Source organism: Paenibacillus antri (assembly GCF_005765165.1).
Classification (GTDB): Bacteria; Bacillota; Bacilli; order Paenibacillales; family YIM-B00363; genus Paenibacillus_AE; species Paenibacillus_AE antri.
On the sequence record NZ_VCIW01000033.1, the window covers coordinates 1 to 24,156 of the forward strand.

Annotated in this window: 21 protein-coding genes and 1 pseudogene; 18 read left to right on the plus strand and 4 right to left on the minus strand. The window is 59.2% G+C overall.

Going from position 1 to position 24,156, the window contains the following annotated elements:
• The 5 genes and pseudogenes from FE782_RS32480 to FE782_RS29920 form a co-directional block, all read left to right on the plus strand.
• Positions 1-271, plus strand: a pseudogene (locus FE782_RS32480) (hypothetical protein); the annotation flags it as partial.
• Positions 272-411: 140 nt separating this feature from the next.
• Positions 412-660 carry a hypothetical protein gene (locus FE782_RS29905; protein ID WP_138198021.1) on the plus strand — a complete coding sequence of 83 codons (249 nt, stop codon included), beginning with the start codon at positions 412-414 and terminating at the stop codon, positions 658-660.
• A 144-nt stretch (positions 661-804) separates the two neighbouring features.
• Positions 805-1,674, plus strand: a complete 870-nt coding sequence (locus FE782_RS29910) for an AraC family transcriptional regulator (protein WP_138198022.1) — start codon at positions 805-807, stop codon at positions 1,672-1,674.
• 127 nt (positions 1,675-1,801) lie between these two features.
• Positions 1,802-2,185 (plus strand): hypothetical protein, encoded by a 384-nt coding sequence (locus FE782_RS29915; RefSeq protein ID WP_138198023.1) that lies wholly within the window; start codon positions 1,802-1,804, stop codon positions 2,183-2,185.
• Positions 2,186-2,234: 49 nt separating this feature from the next.
• The gene (locus FE782_RS29920) at positions 2,235-3,089 is read left to right on the plus strand and encodes a hypothetical protein (RefSeq protein ID WP_138198024.1); all 855 of its coding nucleotides are present in this window, start codon (positions 2,235-2,237) and stop codon (positions 3,087-3,089) included.
• A 262-nt stretch (positions 3,090-3,351) separates the two neighbouring features.
• Here FE782_RS29920 and FE782_RS29925 read toward each other — a convergent pair whose 3' ends face one another.
• The gene (locus tag FE782_RS29925) at positions 3,352-3,564 is read right to left on the minus strand and encodes a DUF2536 family protein (RefSeq protein ID WP_138198025.1); all 213 of its coding nucleotides are present in this window, start codon (positions 3,562-3,564) and stop codon (positions 3,352-3,354) included.
• A 160-nt stretch (positions 3,565-3,724) separates the two neighbouring features.
• Here FE782_RS29925 and FE782_RS29930 point away from each other — a divergent pair, with 160 nt between their 5' ends.
• The 7 genes from FE782_RS29930 (at position 3,725) to FE782_RS29960 (ending at position 15,192) form a co-directional block, all read left to right on the plus strand.
• Positions 3,725-5,794 (plus strand): bifunctional aldolase/short-chain dehydrogenase, encoded by a 2,070-nt coding sequence (locus tag FE782_RS29930; RefSeq protein WP_138198026.1) that lies wholly within the window; start codon positions 3,725-3,727, stop codon positions 5,792-5,794.
• A gap of 25 nt (positions 5,795-5,819) precedes the next feature.
• Positions 5,820-7,106 (plus strand): L-rhamnose isomerase, encoded by a 1,287-nt coding sequence (gene rhaA / locus FE782_RS29935; protein ID WP_138198027.1) that lies wholly within the window; start codon positions 5,820-5,822, stop codon positions 7,104-7,106.
• A 42-nt stretch (positions 7,107-7,148) separates the two neighbouring features.
• Positions 7,149-8,621 carry a rhamnulokinase gene (gene rhaB / locus FE782_RS29940; RefSeq protein WP_138198028.1) on the plus strand — a complete coding sequence of 491 codons (1,473 nt, stop codon included), beginning with the start codon at positions 7,149-7,151 and terminating at the stop codon, positions 8,619-8,621.
• 17 nt (positions 8,622-8,638) lie between these two features.
• Entirely contained in the window at positions 8,639-9,412 is a 774-nt protein-coding gene (locus FE782_RS29945; RefSeq protein ID WP_138198029.1) for a DeoR/GlpR family DNA-binding transcription regulator, read from the plus strand.
• Positions 9,413-9,543: 131 nt separating this feature from the next.
• The gene (locus FE782_RS29950) at positions 9,544-11,235 is read left to right on the plus strand and encodes a TolB-like translocation protein (RefSeq protein ID WP_138198030.1); all 1,692 of its coding nucleotides are present in this window, start codon (positions 9,544-9,546) and stop codon (positions 11,233-11,235) included.
• 140 nt (positions 11,236-11,375) lie between these two features.
• Entirely contained in the window at positions 11,376-13,103 is a 1,728-nt protein-coding gene (locus tag FE782_RS29955) for an extracellular solute-binding protein (protein ID WP_138198031.1), read from the plus strand.
• Positions 13,104-13,338: 235 nt separating this feature from the next.
• Complete coding sequence (locus FE782_RS29960; RefSeq protein WP_138198032.1) at positions 13,339-15,192, plus strand: glycoside hydrolase 5 family protein; 1,854 nt, start codon at positions 13,339-13,341, stop codon at positions 15,190-15,192.
• 326 nt (positions 15,193-15,518) lie between these two features.
• Here FE782_RS29960 and FE782_RS29965 read toward each other — a convergent pair whose 3' ends face one another.
• Positions 15,519-16,499 carry a helix-turn-helix transcriptional regulator gene (locus FE782_RS29965; RefSeq protein WP_138198033.1) on the minus strand — a complete coding sequence of 327 codons (981 nt, stop codon included), beginning with the start codon at positions 16,497-16,499 and terminating at the stop codon, positions 15,519-15,521.
• Between the two features lie 96 nt (positions 16,500-16,595).
• Between FE782_RS29965 and FE782_RS29970 the strand changes: the two genes are divergently transcribed.
• The 4 genes from FE782_RS29970 to FE782_RS29985 all read left to right on the plus strand — a co-directional run bounded on the left by FE782_RS29970 (position 16,596) and on the right by FE782_RS29985 (position 18,592).
• Positions 16,596-17,075 (plus strand): GyrI-like domain-containing protein, encoded by a 480-nt coding sequence (locus FE782_RS29970; protein ID WP_138198034.1) that lies wholly within the window; start codon positions 16,596-16,598, stop codon positions 17,073-17,075.
• 23 nt (positions 17,076-17,098) lie between these two features.
• On the plus strand, positions 17,099-17,521 hold the full coding sequence (locus FE782_RS29975) for a DoxX family protein (RefSeq protein ID WP_138198035.1): 423 nt from the start codon (positions 17,099-17,101) through the stop codon (positions 17,519-17,521).
• A gap of 96 nt (positions 17,522-17,617) precedes the next feature.
• Positions 17,618-18,100 (plus strand): GyrI-like domain-containing protein, encoded by a 483-nt coding sequence (locus FE782_RS29980; RefSeq protein WP_202914640.1) that lies wholly within the window; start codon positions 17,618-17,620, stop codon positions 18,098-18,100.
• Positions 18,101-18,124: 24 nt separating this feature from the next.
• On the plus strand, positions 18,125-18,592 hold the full coding sequence (locus FE782_RS29985; RefSeq protein ID WP_138198037.1) for a DUF8821 family protein: 468 nt from the start codon (positions 18,125-18,127) through the stop codon (positions 18,590-18,592).
• A gap of 103 nt (positions 18,593-18,695) precedes the next feature.
• Here FE782_RS29985 and FE782_RS29990 read toward each other — a convergent pair whose 3' ends face one another.
• Positions 18,696-19,574: a carbohydrate ABC transporter permease gene (locus FE782_RS29990; RefSeq protein WP_138198038.1), complete on the minus strand. Its 879-nt coding sequence runs from the start codon at positions 19,572-19,574 to the stop codon at positions 18,696-18,698.
• Between the two features lie 19 nt (positions 19,575-19,593).
• Positions 19,594-20,517: an ABC transporter permease gene (locus FE782_RS29995; protein ID WP_138198039.1), complete on the minus strand. Its 924-nt coding sequence runs from the start codon at positions 20,515-20,517 to the stop codon at positions 19,594-19,596.
• Positions 20,518-20,692: 175 nt separating this feature from the next.
• Between FE782_RS29995 and FE782_RS30000 the strand changes: the two genes are divergently transcribed.
• A complete protein-coding gene (locus FE782_RS30000; RefSeq protein WP_158299615.1) occupies positions 20,693-22,438 on the plus strand; it encodes a sensor histidine kinase in 1,746 nt (581 codons plus the stop codon).
• A 6-nt stretch (positions 22,439-22,444) separates the two neighbouring features.
• Positions 22,445-24,073, plus strand: coding sequence for a response regulator (locus FE782_RS30005; protein ID WP_138198041.1), 1,629 nt, complete (start codon positions 22,445-22,447; stop codon positions 24,071-24,073).
• Positions 24,074-24,156: the final 83 nt, after the last annotated feature.

Sequence of the window (24,156 nt, forward strand, 5' to 3'; positions counted from 1 at the left end):
CGAAGAGGCGTTCCCGGACGCGGCGGTCGCGGCGCAATTCGCGGACCCGCGGGCGCTCGTCGTGCCGGAGGCGCGGGCGGCGATTCCGCCGGAGGTGCTGACGAGCGCGACGACGGCGCTGGCCGGCTCGATCTCGTTCCTGTTCTGGATTTCGATTCTCATTCCGCTCGTCGGTTTGATCTTCGTCTTTATGCTCGGCAAGGCGAGGATGGAAATTCCGGCGAAGGGGCAGGGCGAGGAATCGCCGGCGCCGGTGCCGGTCGGACATTGATGATGTAGATGCGCAGGGGCCCCGACGACGCTTTCCGCGCGCAGAACGGGCGAACGGAGGGGGGACAGACATACAAGCCGGACAAGGGCTGTTGTCGTATGCTATGGGTGTAAACCATCACCTGAAGGAGCGTGGGATTCATGGCATACCGAAACAACTGCTACGGTTGCCCTCCGGTTAGCCCGACGATGACGGCGCCGGCGCAGCAAGTCGTTCAGAACGTCTATCATCCGACGGTGGTGCCGGTCGTGCACCCGGTCAACATCGTGAAGAAGCATCATTGCGTCCCGGTGTATCAACACTGCACGGTCGTGACGGTCACGGACGAAATGGCGAACGTCAGCAACTACAAAAGCAGAAAAAATCGCCGCCGCGCGCGCTCGAAGTAACGGGCGGCGTCTGTCGAAGGGAACGCCTGCGGGCGTTCTTTTTTTTGCAATAAGGGAGACACGTCCCGATCAATGCCGTATACAAAATATCGAGTGAGCAATACATAGTAACGTGTAATATGTACTTTGAAGGGAGGGAAATGAATGCTGCGAGAATTCAATCTTGTAATGGATTACATCGAAACCCGTCTAACGGAGGGAATTTCTGGAAAGGATATATCGAAAATCGTTGGATTATCTGATTATCATTTTAAAAGAATGTTTTCGTATATGGCCGGAATGTCTTTGAACGAGTATATCAAAAATAGGAGATTATCGGTTGCGAACGTCGAATTAATAAACGGAGCGAAAGTGACGGATATCGCGTATAAATATGGCTATCAATCTATGGATGGGTTTTCAAGAGCCTTTCGGGAATGGAGCGGTTTTCTACCTTCGGAAGTAACGAAAAACAAAATTCAGAAATCATTTCCCAAATTTACATTCTTTATAGATGTAAGAGGAGGAGTATCTATGGAATTCAAAATCGAAAAGAAAGAGAAGTTTAATATCGTAGGCGTATCGAAAAGAGTACCGATTCAATTCGAAGGCGAAAATAATGCGATCATCGAACTAGCCCGATCCATTACGGAACAACAACGGAATAGAATGCATCGATTGGCTGATTTATATCCTCATCAAGTCTTGAATGTATCTTATGATTTTGATGATGGTTTCTTGGAAGAGAAGGGTCACTTAACGCATATGATCGGTTTCGCGACTACAAAAGAAAATCCATTCGACGATTTAGAGCAAATTTCTATTGAAGAAAGCCTATGGGCCATTTTCCCTAATCAAGGACCATTCCCTGCTACGCTTCAAGAAACTACCGCAAAAATTTATACCGAATGGTTGCCTTCTTCGGATTATGAAGCAGCGGATTTACCTGGGTTTTCTTTCACAAAGTACAACGGAACATCGGAAAACGTATACAGCGAAATTTGGATGCCGGTAAAGGAAAGAAGGCAGCGATAAACTTGAATGAATGAACGAATGAAGACCAGTCGGAAGAAGTCGACTGGTCTTATTGAATTTATGAATTGAGGGACGAGCCGTCTGTGTTATGATGGGGCTAATCCAAGGAGGAAGGTGGCTTCGGATAATGTGGAAAGCGCTAGGGTGGTTGGTTTCGGTCGCGATCGCGGCCGCCGCCGGCATGCTCGTCGCGTTCGCGCTCGCCTTCGCGCTGGCGGCGGCATTGCTGCATGTCGCGTTCTACGTCGCGATCGGCTTCATCGTCATCGGATTGCTCGCGTTGGGGCGAGGAAGCGGCGGCGGGTATCGGATGTCGCTCGAGGACGCGGGCGCCCCGGAGGAGGCGGCGCACGACGCCGCCGAGCTGGAGAGGGAGATGCATACGATCCGTACCGAGGGAGCCCTCGAGTCCGTTCGGCGTTACCGGACCGCGCGGCTGTCGTTCGCGTCGTCGACGTGGATCGGCGCCGGCGCGGCGCTGCTGCTCGCATGCGTGTTGTTCGGTACATAAGTAGAGGAAGCAATATAATTATTGGAACGAAACGTAAAGGATGCGAAACATGAACCGACTAAAGCAAATCGAATTCGTATTCCCGGCGGCAACCGAAGAGGAGCGGCGATGGAACCGGACGTTCCGCAGCGTGATGGCGGGGTCGGCGGCTTCGCCGAACGAAGCGGTGTTTCTGCCGAAGCCGGAGGGGGCCCTGCCGACGACGGCGTTCCGCGAAGGCGGTTATGTCGCGCCGGCGATCGCGTTGGACGTCGAAGCGACGATCGACCTGCGCGTCGGCGCCGTCGCGCTCGCCGACCGGCGGACGCTCGAAGCGAGAGGATCGGCGATGCCCGCATCGTCGGCGTCGATTTCGACGCCGGCAGGGCTGCCTATCGAGGCGCTGCAGCGTCTATTGTCCGGCCGCGTCGTCGCCGTCGATCATACCGGTTTCAACGTGCCGACGTCTTCAATCGCGCGGGAGGCGTGGGATCGGCTGCTCCGGACGCTTGCGTCCGCGGCGAATTTGTACCGGTACCCGGGCGAAGATTGGCCGTTCCTCTTCCCGTCGACGTCGGACGAGTTCGCCGGAGAGATCGCTTCGTTCGACGCGTATCGCACGGCGAAATTCGAGCTCGTCTACGATGGCTGGACGAAGCTCCCGCTGCTGCAATTCGCGCTCTCGACGACGCTGACGCGCGAGGAGGCGGAGGCCGCGCTCCCGGGGCCGCACGGGTTCGGCATTCCCGGCTTGGACGGCATCTTCCGGTCGGCGTTCGTCGATTCCCCTTGGCGCGACGCGGTCGCGATCCGCTTCGACCTGTATTACGCGAGGAGCGACGCCGCGTTGACCGACTGGGAAACCGGCGAATGGCTCGTCCGCGAAGGCGGGCGCATTCGGGCGGCGGACGCGACGGAGGTATGAGGGACAACGACGAATAACGCTATCCATTACGCTTGCGCCAAGCGTAGGGATAGCGTTTTTTTTGGCATTGGCGAGGGTGAACTGCAATGGCGCAGGCATTCTCGGCAATCGAGCGGCGAATCGGCCGAACCCTGCGATATTACTGGTAATCGCGCTCTACACGATATATCTGCGCTAAATAGCTGCGCTTTTGCAAGTTGGGAGCCGGTTGCCATGGAGATGGGCGCCTATTACCTGCGCTTTTGCAGGAGGAGGCGCAGCCTCAGGTTTGCTTCCCCTTGAAATGTACTACGGCGCTGTACAGCATCTTATTGTGTAGCGGATGGAACGTGGTCGTGTGCGAGATCGCATGCACGTCCAACAGCAGGGCGCGGTTGTTTTCGATCTGCTCCGCGATTTTCTTCTCTAACGTCAACAAGTCGTACGCCTCGAAAAACTCGATCTTCGATTCGATTCTTTCCAACATGAATCCCATACGATGCGAACCCCTCCGAGCGAAATCTATCAAGCTTAAGTATACCATAGCGCGGGCAGCAATAAATATTTTCGGAAATGGGTTCAAAAGAAAACAAAGGCGTGTTAGTATAAAACAAACACATTCAAAAACAAAACAACATATTCGGAGGTACTCAGACATGCCGCAAAACTTATGGCAACAAAGCGAAGCCCAGCAGCTCAAACCGGGTCTCGACGAACTCGTGTATCGTTCTAACCTGCTCGGCACGGACCGCTCGGTCGCGAACTGGGGCGGCGGCAACACGTCGATGAAGACGGTCGTACAGGATTTCCGCGGCCGCGACGTCGAAGTCATGTACGTGAAAGGGAGCGGCTCGGACCTCGGGACGATGCAAGCGAAGCACTTCACCGGACTGCGGCTTGACGACATTCGTCCGCTGGAAGGGCGCGACGGGATGACGGACGAGGAGATGGTCGCATACCTCGCGCACACGATGATCGACGCGAAGCATCCGCGGGCGTCGATCGAGACGCTGCTGCACGCGTTCCTGCCGTTCAAGCATGTCGACCACACGCATCCGGACGCGATCATCTCGCTCTGCTGCGCGGACAACGGCCGGCAAATCGCGGAAGAAATCTACGGCAACCGATTCGTATGGGTTCCGTACGTGCGCCCGGGCTTCACGCTGTCGAAGATGATCGCCGAGGGCGTCCGGGGCAACCCGAACGCGGAGCTTGTGCTTATGGAGAAACACGGCCTCGTCACGTGGGGCGAAACATCCGAAGAGAGCTATCATAAAACCTTGCAAATTATCGGCGAAGCGGAAGCGTACATCGAAGCGCGCGTGAACGCCGATACGCTGTACGGCGGCAAGAAGTACGACGCCCTGCCGGAGGCGGAGCGCAAGAGCGTGCTCGCCCGCATCATGCCGATCGTGCGCGGCGCCGTCAGCGCGGAGCGCAAGATGCTGCTCACGTACGACGACGCGGACGACGTGCTGACGTTCGTCGGCAGCCGCGACGCGGCGTCGCTGTCCCAGGTCGGCGCGGCTTGCCCGGACCACCTCGTGCACACGAAGATGACGCCTTGCTTCATCGAATGGGATCCGGCGACGAACGACGTCGACGCGCTCATCGAGAAGGTGAAAGCCGGCATCGCGGCGTACCAAGCGGAATACGCGGCGTACTTCGAGCGTAACAAGAACGAAGGCGACAAGATGTCGGAGACGTCCCCGCGCGTCATCCTCATCCCGGGCGTCGGCATGATCAACACGGGCAAGAGCTGGGCGATGGCGCAAATCAGCGGCGCGCTGTACCACAGAGCGATCGCGGTCATGCGCGGCGCGACGGCGCTCGGCAACTTCGTGTCCTTAAGCGAAAACGAATCGTTCAACGTCGAGTACTGGCCCCTCGAGCTGTATAAGCTGACGCTCGCTCCGCCGGAAGCGGAGTTCAGCCGCAAGGTCGCCTACATCACGGGCGGCGCGGGCGGCATCGGCAGCGAGTCGGCTCGCCGCCTCGTGTCCGAGGGCGCGCACGTCGTGTTAGCCGACTTGAACCTCGAGGGCGCGCAGAAGGTCGCCGACGAGATCAACGCGAAGTACGGCGAGCATCGCGCGATCGCGGTGAAGGTGGACGTGACGAACGAAGAGCTGGTGGCGGCGTCCTACGACTTCACGGCGCTGAATTACGGCGGCGTGGACATTATCGTCAACAACGCCGGCCTCGCGACGTCGAGCCCGTTCGACCAGACGTCGCTGAAGGAATGGAACCTGAACATGAACGTGCTGGGCACGGGGTACTTCCTCGTGGCGCGCGAAGCGTTCAAGCTCATGAAGGCGCAGGCGATCGGCGGCTCGATGGTGTTCATCGGCTCGAAGAACTCGGTCTACGCCGGCAAGAACGCGAGCGCGTACAGCGCGGCGAAGGCGCTCGAAGCGCATCTGGCGCGCTGCATCGCGGCGGAAGGCGGCGAATTCGGCATCCGCGTGAACACGATTCTTCCGGATGCGATTCTGCAAGGCTCGGCGATCTGGAACTCGAACTGGCGCAACGAGCGGGCGGCGGCGTACGGCATCGAGCCGGACCAGCTCGAAGAGTACTACCGCAAGCGCACGACGCTGCTCGTGAACATCTTCCCGAGAGACATCGCCGAAGGCGTTGCGTTCTTCGCATCCTCGAAGTCGGAGAAGACGACGGGCTGCATGCTGACGATCGACGGCGGCGTGCCGGCGGCGTTCACGCGATAATCCAATCCTAAGGAGGGTATCATCTATGTCCATCCAACCATCCATCGAAAAGGGGTACGCCGCGGCGAAAGAGCTGTACGCGGCGCACGGCATCGATACGGACCAAGTGTTGAAGCGATTGGCCGACGTCAAGATCTCCATGCACTGCTGGCAAGGCGACGACGTGCGCGGCTTCTTGTTTCAAGATCAGGAGCTGTCCGGAGGCATTCAGGCGACCGGCAACTACCCGGGCGCGGCGCGCACGCCGGCGGAGCTGCGGTCGGATCTGGAGAAGGCGTATTCGCTCATCCCGGGCAAGCATAAGCTGAACCTCCACGCGATCTACGCCGACACGAACGAGAAGGTGGATCTCGATCAGCTCGAGCCGAAGCATTTCGCGTCGTGGGTCGAGTGGGCGAAGGCGAACGGCCTCGGCCTCGACTTCAACCCGACGTGCTTCTCGCATCCGAAGTCGGAAGACGGCTTCACGCTGAGCCATCCGGACCCGGCGATCCGGCAGTTCTGGATCGACCATTGCAAGGCGTCCCGGAAGATCGGCGCATACTTCGGCGAGCAGCTCGGACAGACGTGCGTCACGAACGTCTGGGTGCCGGACGGTTACAAGGACGTTCCGGCGGATCGGATGGCTCCGCGCCAGCGGCTAAAGGCGGCGCTCGACGAGGTGTTCGCGGAGCCGCTGAACCCGGCGCATAACTTAGACGCGGTCGAGAGCAAGCTGTTCGGCATCGGCTCCGAGGCGTACGTCGTCGGCTCGCACGAGTTCTACATGGGCTACGGCCTGCAAAACAACAAGCTGATTTGTCTCGATGCGGGCCACTTCCACCCGACGGAGACGATCTCGAACAAGCTGAGCTCGCTCGCGTTGTTCGCGGACGGCATTCTGCTGCACGTCAGCCGCCCGATGCGGTGGGACAGCGACCATGTCGTCACGATGGACGACGAGCTGCTGGACATCGCGCGGGAGCTGGTGCGCGGCGATCTGCTCGGCAAGACGCACATCGGTCTCGACTTCTTCGATGCGTCGATCAACCGCGTCGCGGCGTGGGTCATCGGCACGCGCAACACGATCAAGGCGGTGCTGCGGGCGATGCTCGAGCCGATCGAAGCGCTGAAAGCCGCCGAGCTCGAAGGCGACTACACGACGCGCCTGGCGCTGACGGAAGAGTTCAAGTCGTACCCGTTCGGCGCGGTGTGGGACTACTACTGCGCGACGCAGGGCGTTCCGGTGCGCGAAGCGTGGCTCGCGGAAGTAAAGAGATACGAGGCGGACGTGCTGTCTGCGCGCGGGCAAGAGGCGCTGTCGAAGGCGTAACTTACGGGACGTGAAGGTTCGCGGGGGAGGATTGACCTGAGCATGAGCGTATTGGCATTCGATCTCGGCGCGAGCAGCGGACGCGCGGTCGTCGGGCGGCTGACGGAGGGCCGCCTCGTCGTCGAGGAGGTTCACCGGTTCCCGAACGACCCGGTCGAGGTTGGCGGAAGGTTGTATTGGGACATCCTGCGGTTGTATCATGAAATCAAGCAAGGCATCGTGAAGGCGCGGCAGCAGGGGATCGACGTGCGCAGCATCGGCATCGATTCGTGGGCCGTCGACTTCGGGCTGATCGGCGCGAACGGGGAGTTGATCGCGAATCCGTACCATTACCGCGACCGTCATACCGACGGCGTCATGGACGAGGTGTTCGCGAAGCTGGGCAAAGCGTCGATCTACGCGAAGACGGGGCTGCAGTTCCTGCAATTCAATACGATGTATCAGCTCGCGGCGCTCGCGAAGGCGGATTCTCCGGCTCTCTCGGCAGCCGACAAGCTGCTGATGATCCCGGATTTGCTCCGATATTTCCTTACGGGCATTATGAAAGGCGAGTACACGAACGCGTCGACGACGCAGCTGCTCGGCGCCGTCGACCGCGCGTGGGACGAGGAACTCGTCGCGGGCGTCGGCGTCCGCCGGTCGCTGCTGCCGGACGTCGTGCAGCCGGGGACGGTCGTCGGCCCGCTCGCGCCGCGCGTGCAGGAGGAGCTGCTCGTCGGGCCGATCCCGGTCGTGGCGGTCGCCGAGCACGACACCGCCTCGGCGGTCGTCGCCGTGCCGGCGCTCGAAGCGGACTTCGCGTACCTCTCCTGCGGCACATGGTCGCTGCTCGGCACGGAGCTCGACGAGCCGGTGTTGACGGAGCGGGCGCTGGCGTGGAACTTCACGAACGAAGGCGGTTACGGCGGGACGTATCGGCTGCTGAAGAACATCATGGGCCTGTGGCTCGTGCAGGAGTGCAAGCGCGCATGGGATAAGGCGGGCGGCTCGCGGTCGTTCGCCGAGCTGGCGGAGCGCGCGGCGGAAGCGAAGGCGCATGTCTCGTACATCGACCCGGACGACGATCGATTCCTGAGCCCGGCCGACATGCCGGCGGAAATTCGCGCCTATTGCCGCGAGACGGGGCAACCCGTGCCGGCCACGGAAGCGGAGACGATCCGCTGCGTGCTGGAGAGCCTCGCGCTGAAATACCGTTATGTGCTGGAACGGACGGAGGCGCTGGCCGGGAAGACGTTCGGCGGCCTCCACATCGTCGGCGGCGGCATTCAGAACGAGCTGCTGTGCCGCCTGACGGCCGATGCGATTCGCCGCCCCGTCTGGGCGGGGCCGGCCGAAGGGAGCGCCATCGGCAACGTCCTCGTGCAGCTCATCGCCGCGGGCGACATCTCGTCGCTCGCCGAGGGGCGCCGCATCGTGCGCGATTCGTTCGGCGTCGCGACGTACGAGCCGACCGACGGAGAGCGGTGGTCGGCGGAGTACGAACGTTTCCTCGACATTACGAAATTAAGAGCTTAAGAAAGGGGGTCCGCTAGATGCTGGTTGCGGAACGGCTGCAACGGATCGTCGATCTCGTCAACGAACGGAAGAGCATACGCGTATCCGAGCTGAGCGAGCTGTGCGACGTCACCGAAGAGACGATCCGCCGCGATCTGGATAAGCTCGAAGCGGAGGGCAAGCTCGCCCGTACGCACGGCGGCGCGATCAGCCTCGCGGAAACCCGAACGGAAGTGCCGTATTACGAACGGGAGATCGTCCGCAGCGAAGAGAAGCGGCGCATCGCGGAGGAAGCGGTCAAGCTGATCCGGCCGAAGGACCGGATTTTGCTCGACGCGAGCTCGACGGCCTGGTACATGGCGAGGCTCATCCCCGACATGCCGCTCACCGTCCTGACGAACTCGATCAAGGCGGCGGTGGAGCTCGCGGGCAAGGAGAAGATCCAGGTCATCTCCACCGGGGGCATTCTGTCGCCGGGATCGCTCTCCTACGTCGGACCGCTCGCGGAACGCGCCTTGGAGTTATATCACGTCGATCGATTGTTCCTCTCGTGCAAGGGCGCCCGGCTCGACCGAGGGCTCAGCGAGTCGAACGAGCTGCAAGCGCTCGTGAAGCAGCGAATGATCGCGGCGGCCGACGAGGTCGTGCTGCTCGCCGATCATTCGAAGTTCGAGGTGCAGGCGTTCACGCACGTCGCCGGCTGGGACCGCGTGACGCGCGTCGTGACGGATGCGGGCACCGCGGCCGGCGACGTCGCCCGCTTACGCGAGATGGGCATCGACGTCACGCAATTGACGGCTTCGTCGTCGTAAAGTCACCGCATTCGCCGAAACGGCGGGTGCGGTTTTTTCATGCGATAAGCGCCGGGATGAATCGGAACATAGGGTGACAATCGACGGGGTTCAGGATAATATTGGGAAAAAGGGCTGCGGAGGTTGAGAGGATGAAGCTTCAGCGAACGGGGGCGTTGTTCCTGGCGACGGCAGCCCTATGGCTGACGTTGCAAGGCTGCGAACGGAACGAGGGCGGGCCGCCCGACGGGGCGGCTTCGGAGGAGCGGTCTCCGTTCCCGGCTCCTTCCGAGATCAACTCGATTCGAGTCGCGAACGAGGCGGACGGCGCCTTGATTGCAGCGATCGATAACGCGTTCATCGCCGGGAGGCTGGCAGAAGGCCTTAGAGAAGCGAAGCCGTCGTACATCGACGATCCGGAGCCGTTCGGGCGGACGTATCGGGTGGATCTGAACGGTAAGGACAAAGCGGGGCAGCCGTTTACGTACACGTTTACGTTGAACGACATGACCGAAACGGATGCGCTGCGAGACGCCGGGAAGGTGTACATCACCGGGGAGGACGGGACGACGAAAGCGTGGACGGTGCCGAGCGGGTGGATTCGCGCCTTGTTCGGGTATGACGCGGCGGCAGATCCGCTGCTGTACATTACGACCGTCGACGCAAGCGCCAGCGTCGTCGTGCAAGCGAACCGGCGCATTCGAACGGCGTCCGCGACCGCGGCCGTCGCAGACACGCTGCAGGTCGCCGGCTTGAAACCGGGAGCGAAGGCGCCCGGGTATAGGATTCATTGGTCGGACCCGCAGCGGTTCGTCGTTCGATTCGATGCGCTGCCGGAGGGCGTATCCGTGCGGTTTCGCTTGGACGGCTTAGCGTCGGCGGACGGCGAGACGTTCGCGGTCGCGGAGCAGCCGGAGCGGAACGCCGCCGTGCTGAGCGGCGCCGACGCATGGAGCGGCGTAGGCTGGGCGGGCGCGGACGGGCGAATCGAGCGGACGCGCGAGGTCGGCGAAGCGGTCATGCTCGGACCGATCGGCGGAGACGCGGGCGATTTCGTCGCAGCCTACGGTGCGGACGGGACGGTGACGTTGATCGAACTGGAAACCGGAGCAGCGCGAATTCTTCCGGACATCGCATGGCCGGAGCCCGGAACGCCGTTCGGCAACGACTACGGCTCCGCCGTGATGTTTTCCGATCGGCTGCACGGCAGTATCCTCTACGCGGTACACGGGAACCGAACGCTGTATCGGGTCGAGATCGACACGGGCGAAGCGGCGAAGCTGTACGAGTCGGATCGGCCGGTGAAGTCGATCGCGACCTCTCCCGACGGACGGCGCGTCGCCTTGCTCGTCAACTTGGAAGATTCGCTGACGGCCGAAGGCGACCTATACGTGCTGAACGAAGCCGGCGAGCGCGTGACGATCGTACAGAAGGCGACATTCGGCGGACATAGCGACGGCTTCCTGTTTCCGATACCGATCCGATGGGTCGACGATCGAACGGTATCGGTCGGGCGGTACGACGCTGACCGCGGGGCGACGGCGCGGATCGATGCGGAAGACGGTTCGATTCGGATCGTTCCCGGCGCGGCGCTGCCGGAGCGGGCGCAACGTCTCTTAGACGAGCAGGTCGGTTGGCCGACGGAGGCGTTTCGCGTGCTGCCGCACCCGGACGGAGCGCGATACGCGGTGCAGACGGCCGAAGGGAGCTGGCTCGTCGACGAGGCTTCGGCACGCGCGATCTGGCTCGGACCGGGTACGACGCTGCAGTGGGCGGACGACGATCGGATCGCGGTGTGGGAGCAGCCGGCGTCGTCGAACGTTCGGCCGTACCCTCTCGGCTGACGGGTCTTCGGCAGCTCCGCCTCCCCGGGGATAAAGTTAATAAAGTTATATGGAAGTTGATACCTTCTTCTGTCTCCCCTTTGAGAAATCGCTTACAATTCGATTGTAGAAGTCATTAACTCATTGGGGGGCTAGCTACAATGGCAAGAACCTTTTCGAAATCGTTCGCATGTCTACTGGCTTTGACGCTCACAATTACCGCGTGTTCCGGCGGCGGCTCGTCCGGCGGTTCGTCGAACGGCCCGGCGGAGACGCCGCCCGCGGCGGAGAAGCCCGCCGAGGGAGGGGGCGCCTCGGCTCCGGCGGAAAGCGAAGGCTTGCCCGCGAAATTCGATCCGCCCGTCACGTTGACCGTCGTTCGCGGCGTCGGCTCCGACGTGAAGTTCAAGGACGGCGAGTCGATCGAGGACAACGTGCATACCCGGTGGGCGAAAGAGAAGCTCGGCATCGAAATTAAATATTTGTGGACCGTCGTCGATACGAACGACGCGTTCAAGACGAAGGTACGCTTGGCGCTGTCCGCCAACCAGCAATTCCCGGACGTGCTGCCCAACCGTCTGTCCTCCGACGTCATCAACGACTTGATCGATTCCGGCAAGTTCATGGAAGTCGGCGACGCGTTCGAGAAATACGCCTCCCAGACGTGGAAGGACGCGATGAACGAAGACCCGACCGTCTGGTATCCGCATACGCGGGACGGCAAAAAATACGGCATTCCGATTTTGGATTACGCGTACAACGGAGACCCGGTTCTCTTCATCCGCGAGGATTGGCTGAAGAAGCTGAATCTGGAAGCGCCGAAGACGCTCGACGACTTGGAGAAGGTGTTGGACGCGTTCACGAACGGAGACCCGGACGGCAACGGCGCGAAGGATACGTTCGGCCTCACGATCGGCTTCAAGAACTGGCTCAATACGTGGATGGCGGACGCCGGCTGGGTGTTCGGCGCGTACGGCACGATGCCGAACCAGTGGAATAAAGACGGCCAAGGCGGCATCGAGTACGGCTCCGTCAACCCGGCGATGAAGGACGGTCTCGGACGAATCAAGAGCTGGATGGAAAAGGGCTACATCTCCAAAGAATCGGCGCTGTGGGACGAAGTGAAAGCGACGGAGGCGTTCACGGCCGGCAAGGCGGGCATCGTCGCGGGGCCGCACTGGATGCCGTATTGGCCGCTCGAGGACGTGAAGAAGAACGTGCCGGGCGCCGAATACAAGGCGTATCCGATCCCGACCGGACCGGACGGCAAGGCGGGGCGCCACGGCACGACGAACGCCAACGGCGTCGTGCTGCTCAACAAAGACATCGGCGAGGAGCAGTTGAAGGCGTTCTTCGTGTACCAGAACTACCTGTTCGACAACTACGCGAACCCGACCGCGGGGAGCGAGCATGAATTAGGCCTGCACCAAGGCTACGATTGGGATATCGTGGACGGCAAGCCGACCGTATTGACCGAAGGCCAAGGCGGCTTCGCAAGCAACAAGTACACGCTCACCTTCGACGGCGCGCGCATTCCTTCGCTGTCGCTGACGACGCTCGCGAAGATCGCCCGCGGCGAGGAGGCGGTGACGCCGTACGAGAAGCTGCAGAAGGAGATGGCGCCGGCGACGGTGCTGGAAGCGGCTAAGATCGTAATGGATCAGAAGGATATCGTCATGCCGAGCATGTTCACCGGCACGCCGACCCCGACGATGTCCAGCAAGCGCGAATTCCTGGAGAAGCTGGAGAAGGAGACGTTCTCCAAAATCATCTACGGCGAAGTCCCGTTGGAGGAGTTCGATAAGTTCGTCCAGGATTACTTGAAAAACGGCGGCGAACAAATCAAGCAAGAGGCCAACGAGTGGTATAAGTCGGTAGGCGGAAACTAATCCTTAAGCACCTAAGAAGGCCCGGCCGACGCTGTCGGCCGGGTTTTGTTCTACGCTCGCGGAAGGGGAGATGGCGATGGGTTGGAATCCGAAAGACTGATACGTTCGCAGCGAGGGAGCCGACATCGCGTGGGAGGGCGCGGCGCTGCGGGTTACGACCGAGCCGGGCGGGGGACACGCGTACTTTCGCGTGGACGCGTCGGACGAGGACGCGCTTCGGGAGGCCCGCTTTCTCGTGATGGACGTCTATCACGAGAAGGACGAGGTGCTAGGCGTAGCGCTCCAGTTTTTCAGAGACGGCGAGGCGCGGGGCGAACGTTCGCTGGCCGCGTTGATGGGCGCGCTGCCGGGCGTGCGGACGCGCCTCGCGTTCCCCCTTGCGGCGCTCGACTCGGAGCGGGTATTTCTGCCGAGAACGCCGGGACGGCTGAAGACCGTTATTTTCGGCGAGGGACTGCGGCAGCGGGACATTCGCTCGTTCGCGATCGGAACGCCGGAATCGCTGGACGGCTGGCGGTTCGAGCTGGAGAACGTGCATTTCGCGGCGGAGGAACCGGACTATCCGGTGCCGCCGACGCCGATCGTCGACGAGCTCGGTCAATATAAGCGTAAGACGTGGCCCGGCAAGACGAGCTCGCGCCAGGAGATGATCCGAGCGCTGAGGGAGGAGTACGATGCGGGGGGAGCGGCGGCGATGCCGAACCGGTCGACATACGGGGGAAGCGCCGAGCGTCGATACGAGGCTACCGGCTACTTCCGCACGGAGCGGGACGGCGCGCGCTGGTGGCTCGTCGATCCGGACGGATACGCGTTCTTCAGCCTCGGAATGGACTGCGTACAGCCGGGAGAGGCGGGGAAGGTCGACGGCATCGAAGCGTTGTTCGACAGTCTGCCTCCCGGGAGCGGAACCTTCAAGGACGCCTGGCGGACCGGAGAGGACGGCGGACCGCTGCATCGCGGACGGTACTTCAACTTCGCGGTCGCGAACTTGATCCATGCGTTCGGGGACGATTGGTTTCCGCGGTGGGCGGAGCTCACGGCCCGGCGGCTGAAGCGGTGGGGCTTCAATACGGTCGGCAATTGGTCGAATCCGGTGTTTATTGAAAGCCAGGACATCCCGTACGTCTACCCGCTCCAAGATTTCCCGGCGACGGAACGGACGGTGTTCCGGGATTTCCCGGACGTGTTCAGCGACGAATTCCGGGCCGCGTCCGAGACGTTCGCGGAGCAGCTGAAGGCGTTCGCGGGGGACCGGCGCCTCATCGGGTACTTCCTGCGCAACGAGCCGCTCTGGGCGTTCGCCGACGGGGTGAATCTGGCGGAGAAGCTGTTGGAGAAGGACGAAGGGTTCGAGAGCAAGCGGGAGCTGATCCGGTTCTTACAGGAGCGGTACGCCGAAGACGTGGACGGCTTCAACGCGGCTTGGGCGTCGAGCTTCGCGTCGTTCGACGCGCTGCTTGCGCCGATCGAGAAGGCGGCGGAGCGGTCGGAGCGGGCGAGGGACGACCTGGAAGCCTTCACGCGGCGCATGATCGAAGCGTATACGGCCATTCCTTCGGAGGCGTGCAAGCGGGTCGATCCGCATCACCTGAACTTGGGGATGCGCTACGCATGGATATCGTCTCCCGCGCTGTACGAAGGCAGTCAGCATTTCGACGTGTTCTCGATCAACTGCTATAAGATGAAGCCGGACGCGGAAGACATTCGCGAGATCGCCGAACGGACGGGGAAGCCGGTTCTGATCGGCGAATTCCACTTCGGCGCGCCGGACGCCGGCCTGTTGGCCACGGGGCTGCGCGGGGTCGCCACGCAAGCGGAGCGGGGGAAGGCGTATCGGTATTATACGGAGCAAGCGGCGGCGCTGCCGGCGTTGGTCGGCGTGCACTACTTCATCTTGAACGATCAAGCGCTGCTCGGGCGGTTCGACGGCGAAAATTTCCAAATCGGGGCGGTCGACGTCTGCCATCGCCCGTACGAGGACTTCATCCAAGGCGTGACCGAAGCGCATGCGCGCATCTACGACGTCGCTTCGGGCGTCGTTCCGCCGTACGAAGAAGAGGCGAAGGAAATTCCGCGCGTCGGCTTCTAGCGGTCGCAGGAATAGGGAACGCGAAAGTTCCCTATATCCGCTGCGAACAGCCGAAAGGGGCGAATAGGGAACATGAAAGTTCCCTATCGGCCGCGGAAACGGGGCGGAACGCCCGATTCGATAGAAATAGAGAAATTTTCTGTTCCCTAATCATCCTGATTCCGGAGATGGGTCACAAATAGGGAAACTTGCCGTTCTCTATTTCGATGCTGCATACGCGTGCTGGCGAGAAAAAATAAAGTTCGGCACAAAGGAAATCTCCGAAATCTACCGAGGTTGTTTATCGCGTCAAGGTTCGCTTCATAATAATTGGCGATCTTGCAATTCTAAAACAGCGGCCCCTGCGCGTTCCCCAAAAGCCTCACTCTCTCCTGAAGGCCTTCTACAACTTCCTTCGGTATTTCCCTGACTTTGATATCTCCCCCCAAGAAAAGCAGCCAATTTGTCATTTCGGCCAATTCGTCTGGACGGTTAACGTGGACGAAAGTCTTTAAAATAGCCGTAGTTTGATAAGGATTCGTATACGAAATGGATATTTTTAATGGATGGTACTTTTTGAACTGGGCAATCGCCTTGGGACCAAGTTCGAGGACCAGGTTGACGGCTTCCTCTTGCTTGCTCAGTTGTTCGGCAATCTTCTTCTTGCTTATTCTCTTTTTCCCGGGATACGGCTTGACATCGGTGAGATAGTCGACGGGTATAATCCGCCTCTTTTCCTCCTCCAGGTCGAAGCCTTCAATTTGCCAAGCGCTTTTTTCGCGATACAGGTGCATGAGATAGATGGTATAAGAATTTATTTCCCTTCCTTCTTCAACGGAAACCACTAAATAGCTGTCCTTCAGAAGGATTTGGATGAGTTGCTCTAACATGGGATGGGGCAGATCCGACAGATCGAGCAGGTCGGGATTGTGGGGGTTGGTACCTTCGAAGAGCAGGGTCCGATTTAACAGAACAAGATCGTCCTGCTGGTTTTCGGAGATGAGGCCGAGCAATTTTTCCGCTAAAGAGTGGCGACTCTTGAGATAAGGGAGTTGCAAATTTCGCGTGGCCATGAAGGCGATAAACAGCGCTTTGATCTCATTGTCGCTAAAGCGGACAGTGGGCAGGACGGAGTTGCTCATCACGAAATACCCCCCGTCCCTCCCGACTTCGGCGACCAGAGGCATTCCCATCGCTTCAATTTCCCGGATATCTCGAATCGCCGTCGAGCGGGAGACGTTAAATTCATGCATGATTTCCGAAATCGTAAAATGGGCGCGGTTGTTGATGTACCGCATGATGACGTTAATCCGTTCTACTTTTTTCATGGGGACCTCTAAACAGTATCATATTTTGACATGATTAATCGTTATTATAAACCTATCAAGTAAAAAAACAATCCATTCAAAAAAGGAGTTGGCAAAATGGCGACGTACATGCTTGAGGAGAAAGACAGCTTTATCGTTGCAGGCATTGGAACGGAACTGAAGAGCGATTACACGGACTACGCCGGCATGAACAAGGAGAAGGAAACGTTTTGGCAAACCGTGAGGCAGGATGGAAGGCTGGATGCATTGAAGGTTGTCGCTGCGAACGACTACATTTTTGCAGTGAACGAATTGGTGAACCGCAAGAGGATGTATTATGCCGGCGTCCTGGCGGGAGCATCGGTAGCGGAAGAATACAGGTCGATTACATTCCCCAAGGGACCATGCCTCGTCATTAAAGGCGAAGGGAAGACGGCGGAAGAAATGAGTAGTACCCTTACCGGCATTGCCTTTGGTCAAGTTTTGCCGGAAGCCGATAGCTTTGCTTATGTCGGCGGGCCCAATGCAACGGTGGAGATGGGGCGGCGAGACGGACTTGTCTATGGCGAAACGTGGATTCCGGTTGTGAAGAAATAAACGAGAATAATGGAGGAATGGAAATGAGTACGATGATCGGTAATGATAAAACAATGAAGGTTGGATCCCGCTCTATGGGAAGGACGGCCGCTTTTTGGACCGTCACCCTTATTCTCGGATTCTCGATTGCTTTAAGCGGTATCGGGCAATTGATGCGATATGGGGGCAATGTCGATTTAGTGACGGAGATTGGTTTTCCGTTATATATCACGACCATTCTCGGCGTCTGGAAATTGCTTGGAGTCATTGCGATCGTAATGCCGGGTTTCCCCCGGCTTAAGGAATGGGCTTACAGCGGGTTGTTTTTTCTAATGACGGGTGCGGCCTTGTCTCATGCGTTCGCTAACGATTACGGCGATGGCGGATTCCATGTGATTCTTCCGCTTTTCTACGCCGCGCTCGGCATCGCCTCCTGGGCGCTGCGTCCGAAAAACCGCAGGCTTTAATAGGTAGACATCTTTTTCCTATCGCACTACTATTAGGTAGGAGCGCCGTGAACGAACAATCGGTTGTATTAAGAACCATTCAAAAGAGGAGTTGGGATGGTGGCAACGTATACGTTTGAAGAAAAAGACAGCTTTATCGTGCTTGGCATTGGGACGGAGCTGAAGAGCGACTATACGGATTATGCAGGCATGAACAAGGAGAAGGAAAACTTTTGGCGGGCCGTGGAGCAGAATGGAACGTTGGACAAGTTAAAGGCTGTCGCTGCGAACGATTATATTTTTGCCGTAAACGAAGCGGTAAATCACAAAATGATGTATTATGCCGGCGTTATGACAGATGCATCGATACCGGAAGAACACAGAGTGATCCAATTCCCCAAGGGACCGTACCTCGTCGTGAAAGGGGAAGGGAAGTCGGCCGATGAGTTGAGCGGTATGCTCACTGGTATCGCCTTTGGTCAAGTTTTGCCGGCAACCGATCATTACGCCTATGTCGGCGGGCCCAATGCAACGGTTGAAATGGGGCACCGGGACGGCCTCGTATATGGTGAAATGTGGATTCCGGTTGTGGAAAAGTAAAAGAGATCAGCAGGAGGAATGAAGATGTCTCATATCGTTGATTTTAAACAAGTGTCTACGGTCGGTTTGGAATCTTCCCCAGTAGCGGAAGCGCTTGCCGGTTTGCGTGCGAATGAAGCCCGTTACTTCATGAACAAATACAAGCACGAGTTTACGGTCGTTCCGGCCGGCGAAAGCCAGGAGACGCTTGATTACGTGAACCGGATTTTGAAAGAAGAACGCGGGATCGCGTTTGCGGCCAGACCTCTGGAAACCGCGCGTTTCCAAGTCGAGAATATCAAATGGGCCTTCGTCTTTTATGAGGACGGTCTGGCGATCAACGTCATGTATACGGTGGATGATCCCAAGAAGCGGGCCGTTGGATTTAAGCTGTCCGAGGGGATGGAAGTACCCAAAGAGTTGGAAGAGAAGAAGTTCAAATTTGCAAGACAAAAATCCAAGCTGGCGGGAACCATTCGAGGCTCGTTCTTCGTTATCAAAGGCGAATATTGATGCGATTGGAAGGCACCCGTTCGGGTGTCTTTTATTTTGCACATCAAAAATACCGTCAGGCGCGATGGCCTGACGGTATTTTTGCGACATTTTCCGAATCGCCTTACTCCTTCACCGCGCCGAGCACGATGCCCTTCACGAAATACCGCTGAAGGAACGGATACACCAACAAAATCGGCAGGGCGCCGATGAAAATTTGAGCGGCCTTCACGGTTCGCTGCGCGATGTTCTCGAGATCTTCCGGCCGCACGTTCACCTTGCTGAAATCCTGCTGCACGATGATCGTCTGCAGGAACGTAGCGAGCGGATACCGGTCGTATTCCGTCATGTACAGCAGCCCGTCGAACCATGAATTCCAATGGAACACCATGTTGAACAGCGACAGCGTGGCGATGGCCGGCAGGGAGATGGGCAGGAAGACGCTGACCATCGTACGGAAGTGGCTTGCGCCGTCGATCAGGGCCGCCTCCTCCAGCTCCTTCGGCACCGTCCGGAAGAAATTCAGCATGAGGATCAGCAGCCATACGTTGATCGCCGTTGGCAGCACGAGCGCCCAGATCGTATTCATCAGGTGCAGCTTCTGAACCAAAATGTAGAGCGGAACCATCCCCCCGCTGAACAACATCGTAAACACGAAAAACCAAGCGTACGCGGTCCGGCCCTTGAACGTATAATCTTCTTTCGAGAGCGGGTACGCGGTCAGGAAAATGAGCGCCATGGAGATGACGGTGCCGAGCGCGGTCCGCTCGACGGCGATCCATAAGGCGCTTAAGAAGTTATTGTTGCCGAGCGTCTTCGCGTAGGCGTCGACGGTGAAGTCGATCGGCCACAGCCCGACGAGATTGGCGCTGGCGGGCGCCTTGCCGCTGAAGGAAACGGCCAAAATATGAACCATCGGCAGGATGCATAACAAGCTCGTGACGCCGAGGAACGTATAATTAAACCACGAGAACAGCCGGTACGATATGGAGATCCGACGCATCGGACATGCCCCCTCTTCGTTAGAATATTTTATAGTTGGCGAATTTGTAAGCGAGACGGTACGAGATGACGATCAGCACCAACGCGACGAAGGATTTGAACAGGCCGACGGCCGTCCCGAAGCTCATCTCGCCGTTCAGAATCGCCATGCGGTACACGAACGTGTCGATAATGTCGCCCTTCGAATAAACGAGCGGATTGTACAGGTTGAAAATTTGGTCGAAGCCCGCGTTCAAGATGTTGCCGAGCGATAATGTGCCGAGCACGATCGTAATCGGTATGAGGGCGGGTATCGTAATGTGCACCGTCTGCTTCCACCGGTTCGCGCCGTCGACTTCCGCGGCTTCATAGAGGGAAGGATTGATGCCGGCGAGCGAAGCGAGGAAGACGATCGTGCCGAAGCCGAATTCCTTCCAGACGTCGCTGAGCACGACCGTGACGCGGAACCAGTCGCCGTTGCCGAGGAAGAAGATCGGCTCGATGCCGACCGCCGTCAGCGCCTTGTTCACCAAGCCGGCTTCGGGAGAGAGCATATCGAGCAAGATCCCGCCGAGGATGACCCAAGACAGGAAGTGCGGCAAATACACGAGCGTCTGCACGGCGCGCTTGAACCCGAGGACGCGGATTTCGTTCAGCAGCAGCGCGAACAGGAACGGAGCGAACAGCTGGAAGACGATCTTCAAGGAAGCGATGATCAGCGTGTTCCAGATGACTTGAATGCTGTCCGGTCGCTCGAACATGTACCGGAAGTGGTCCCAGCCGACCCAAGGAGAACCCGTGAAGCCGAGCCAAGGCTTAAAGTCCTGGAACGCCATGACGATCCCGGCCATCGGCAAGTAGGCGAAGACGATCGTAAAGACGATGCCGGGAACCAGCATCAGATGCAGCGGCCACGTTTTGCGGAAGTTCCAACGCAGCTTGGGGCCTCTCGTTCGAATGTGCATAGCGGTATCGACTCCTCGCGAAGAATGACCGGTCCTTTTTTCCGCGCGAACCGGCGGTTGTATCCTGGATCGGTTACAGTTATATTGTAGAGGGAAACCGCTTTCATTTCGACGTGAAAATGTAAAGACCGATATAACTTTGTTAACCGATTGATCGCGGAAGGGGAGAATGGCCGTGGTTCGAAACCGATTGACCACGTACGCGAAGCTCGTCATCTTGATCTTTGCCTTGTTGGTCCCGATCTCCGTTCTGTACACGTACTCCAACGATACGACGTCGGGGGTCGTGAGGGAGGAAATTTTCGAATCGAATCGGAAGCAGCTCGTCTTCCTCGCCAGCCAAATGGACGAGCGGGCGGAGGAGTTGGCGACGCTGGCCGTGCTGCTCGTGCAGGACAACATCGTCAACGACTTCCAGTACGTGAAAGATTACGGACGGTACACGGAAGTGATTCGAACGCGCACCGACGTCGTCGATCGGCTCATGCTGCAGCTGACCGCCAATAGCTGGATCAAGCAAATTTCCGTATTCGCGCCTCGCGCGGGCGAGCTGGAATCGACCGATCGCGGGCGCATCTTCGACGCGGCCGCGCTCACGACGAACGTCGAGCACGGCTGGCGGTACGACCGCGCCTCCGGAGAGTTCGGTTGGTTCGCGGTCGAGCCGGCGAGCATGTACAACGAACCGCTGAAGGCGAAGCTGGTCACGGAAATTCGGTTCTCCCGAAGCAATATCGAGGAGATGCTCGACAATTACGACGCCGGAGGCTCGCGGAAGCCGTTCCTCTATCGCGCGGGAGACGGCATGATCGCCTTGCGGGAGGACGACCGGGAAATCCGGGAGCGCGTGACCTCCTTGATCGACGAAGGCGGGGGGGCGTTCTTCAATCGGACGCTTACGTACGACGGGAAGGAATTTCTGGCGAGCGCCGTCTATTTGCCGAATCTCGATTGGTACGTAGTGGACTACGTGCCGCTCGAGGAGGTGCTGGCGCCGATCGTCCGCAGCCGGAACCTGTTTTATTCCGTGCTGGTTTCTCTCCTCTTGTTCGGCTTGGTCGCCTCCTTCATCTTATACCGCAACGTGCAGCTGCCGCTTCGCGAGCTGATTCGAAACATGCAGCGGCTCAAGATGGGCGATTTCGGAACGCGGATCGACGACGCGCCGCGCAACGAGTTCCGATTCGTCTTCGAACGGTTCAACAGCATGGCCCGGCAAATCCAGGACTTGGTCGAAAAGGTGTACACCGAGAAGCTGCGCTCTCGGGAAGCGACGTTAAAGCAGCTGCAATCGCAAATCAACCCGCATTTCTTGTACAACTGCTTGTTCTTCATCCAAAATCGAGCGAGGCTCGGCGACGAGCAGGCGGTGGAAGCGATGGCGCTCAACCTCGGCGAATATTACCGGTACACGACCCGTCACGAGAAACAAACCCCTCTGCTCGAGGAAGAGATCCGTCTTCTTGAAAACTATTTGGTCATCCAGCAGCTTCGCTTGAAGCGGATCCGATACGAGATCGACGTTCCGGAGTCGATGCGCAAGCTCTCGATCCCGAGGCTGCTCGTGCAGCCGATCGTCGAAAACGCGATCGTGCACGGTCTCGAGCCGAAGGACGGCGAAGGGCGCATTCGGATTTCGGGGGCGACGGAGGACGGGCGCTGCCGGTTCACGATCGAGGACGACGGCGTCGGGATGACGCCGGAGCGGCTCGCGGAGCTGCGCCGCAAGCTGGACGAACCGCTGCAGGAGGAGACGGGCTGCGGGATGTGGAACGTCAACCAACGGTTGATCTATTTATTCGGCGCCGATTCGGGGCTGACGTTGTCGGCCTCCGAAGGGGGCGGGTGCCGGGTCACGCTGCAATGGCCGGCAGAGCCGTCGTCGTCCGGGGAACACCATCGAGAAGAGAAGGCAGGATGAGAGCGTATGTACCAACTGTTGATCGTGGACGATGAAGAAACGGTCGTGGACGGCCTAGCCGATACGGTCCCTTGGGAGACGATCGGCATCGAAACGGTGCACCGGGCTTATTCCGGACACCAAGCGTTAGAGCTTGTAGACGCCTATGCGATCGATATCGTCATCACCGACATCCGGATGCCGGGCATCTCGGGCGTGGAGTTGATCGGCCGTATCCGGGAGCGGTCTCCGAGGACGAAGACGATCCTGCTCTCCGGTCACTCGGAGTTCGAATACGCGCAAGAAGGGCTCCGCCAGCATGCATCGGATTATTTACTAAAGCCGATTCGCTTCGACGATCTGTTGGCCTCCGTCGCCCGGGCGATCGATCGCATCCGGGAGGAGTGGGAGGACGTCGTCTCGCATCGGAGAGCGTTGGACGCGCTCCGGCAGCATCTCCCGCTGCTCCGGGCGGATTTGCTGAACGAGCTGCTGCAAGGGCGAAGATTCGCGGCGGAGTCGCTGACGGAGAAGCTGCGGATGCTGGAGGTGGAACTGGCCGCCGGGGACGCCGTGTCGCTCTTGCTCGTCCGTCTCGAAGAACCGTTCGCCGGGTCCGATCCCGGCAGCTTGTCCCTGTTCCAGTACGCGATCGTGAATATGGCGGAGGAAATTTTCGCGGGGGAATTCATGCTGTGGGCGGCGAAGGAGCGGCACGATTATTTGGTGTTTCTGGCGAAGGGCGTAGCGCCTTGCGGGCAGCCTGGCGAATCGCTTCGCGAGCGCGAGCGGCTCGAGAACCTGGCGGCGCAGCTGCAGAAAAGCGTGAATTCCTACTTGAAAGGAACGATCTCGATCGTCGCGAGCCCATGGGGCGCGTTCCCGGACGACGTCGCGACGCTGTACGAGTCGTCCGTCGCCGCGCTGCGGCGTCGTCTAGGCGCGGAGAGCGAGCTGTTCGCCACATGGAAGGAGCAGCACGGCGCGGACGAGGGCGTCCATTCGCTGCGGCTGTTGTACGAGCCGCCGCTGCTGCAGCATCTGTTGGAAGCCGGGCGTTGGTCGACGGCGGAGGAGAAGCTGGAGGCGATCTTCGAGGAGCTCGAAGCGCGGTTCTCCGACTCGCTGGAGCATCTGCTCGAGGCCTACTACTCGATCGCCTCCGTCTTATCTTATATCGCCCATAAGAACGGCCGGCGGCTCGAGACCGTCATCGCCCGGGAGTTCGACTTGTTCGCGGAGAGCGGCGGGCTGCGTTCGATCGGGCGGCTGAGGGAGTGGACGCGTACGTCGATCGAGCGGATCCGCGCCGATATGGAACACGAGGTGAAGGAGACGCGCACGTCCGTCGTGCAGCAGGTCCACGAGTACATCGAGCGGCACTTGACGGGGGATGTCTCGCTGCAAGCGATCGCGGGTCACGTCCATCTGCACCCCGTCTATTTGTCCAGGGTGTACAAGCTGGAAACCGGGGAGTCGCTCAGCGACTACTTGTATCGATTCCGCATGAACACGGCGGCGCACTTGTTGAAGGGAACCGACGATAAAATATACGAAATCGCCGAACGTCTCGGGTATGCGCATCCGCCGTATTTCATTAAAGTGTTCAAGAAAGAGTTCGGCATGACGCCGCAGGAGTACCGGGACGGCAAATGACGGAGGTCGGGACGACGGAGCGGCGCGGTTAACGCGAAGGCTCCCCTCGCGGCGACAGGCGAATGTTGCGTACGCCTGCGCCG

Bases quoted from the DNA above. Each gene is read 5' to 3' on its own strand.
- FE782_RS29905 (WP_138198021.1), top strand. From the start codon at position 412: ATGGCATACCGAAACAACTGCTACGGTTGCCCTCCGGTTAGCCCGACG.
- FE782_RS29910 (WP_138198022.1), top strand. From the start codon at position 805: ATGCTGCGAGAATTCAATCTTGTAATGGATTACATCGAAACCCGTCTA.
- FE782_RS29915 (WP_138198023.1), top strand. From the start codon at position 1,802: ATGTGGAAAGCGCTAGGGTGGTTGGTTTCGGTCGCGATCGCGGCCGCC.
- FE782_RS29920 (WP_138198024.1), top strand. From the start codon at position 2,235: ATGAACCGACTAAAGCAAATCGAATTCGTATTCCCGGCGGCAACCGAA.
- FE782_RS29925 (WP_138198025.1), bottom strand. From the start codon at position 3,564: ATGGGATTCATGTTGGAAAGAATCGAATCGAAGATCGAGTTTTTCGAG.
- FE782_RS29930 (WP_138198026.1), top strand. From the start codon at position 3,725: ATGCCGCAAAACTTATGGCAACAAAGCGAAGCCCAGCAGCTCAAACCG.
- rhaA (WP_138198027.1), top strand. From the start codon at position 5,820: ATGTCCATCCAACCATCCATCGAAAAGGGGTACGCCGCGGCGAAAGAG.
- rhaB (WP_138198028.1), top strand. From the start codon at position 7,149: ATGAGCGTATTGGCATTCGATCTCGGCGCGAGCAGCGGACGCGCGGTC.
- FE782_RS29945 (WP_138198029.1), top strand. From the start codon at position 8,639: ATGCTGGTTGCGGAACGGCTGCAACGGATCGTCGATCTCGTCAACGAA.
- FE782_RS29950 (WP_138198030.1), top strand. From the start codon at position 9,544: ATGAAGCTTCAGCGAACGGGGGCGTTGTTCCTGGCGACGGCAGCCCTA.
- FE782_RS29955 (WP_138198031.1), top strand. From the start codon at position 11,376: ATGGCAAGAACCTTTTCGAAATCGTTCGCATGTCTACTGGCTTTGACG.
- FE782_RS29965 (WP_138198033.1), bottom strand. From the start codon at position 16,499: ATGAAAAAAGTAGAACGGATTAACGTCATCATGCGGTACATCAACAAC.
- FE782_RS29970 (WP_138198034.1), top strand. From the start codon at position 16,596: ATGGCGACGTACATGCTTGAGGAGAAAGACAGCTTTATCGTTGCAGGC.
- FE782_RS29975 (WP_138198035.1), top strand. From the start codon at position 17,099: ATGAGTACGATGATCGGTAATGATAAAACAATGAAGGTTGGATCCCGC.
- FE782_RS29980 (WP_202914640.1), top strand. From the start codon at position 17,618: ATGGTGGCAACGTATACGTTTGAAGAAAAAGACAGCTTTATCGTGCTT.
- FE782_RS29985 (WP_138198037.1), top strand. From the start codon at position 18,125: ATGTCTCATATCGTTGATTTTAAACAAGTGTCTACGGTCGGTTTGGAA.
- FE782_RS29990 (WP_138198038.1), bottom strand. From the start codon at position 19,574: ATGCGTCGGATCTCCATATCGTACCGGCTGTTCTCGTGGTTTAATTAT.
- FE782_RS29995 (WP_138198039.1), bottom strand. From the start codon at position 20,517: ATGCACATTCGAACGAGAGGCCCCAAGCTGCGTTGGAACTTCCGCAAA.
- FE782_RS30005 (WP_138198041.1), top strand. From the start codon at position 22,445: ATGTACCAACTGTTGATCGTGGACGATGAAGAAACGGTCGTGGACGGC.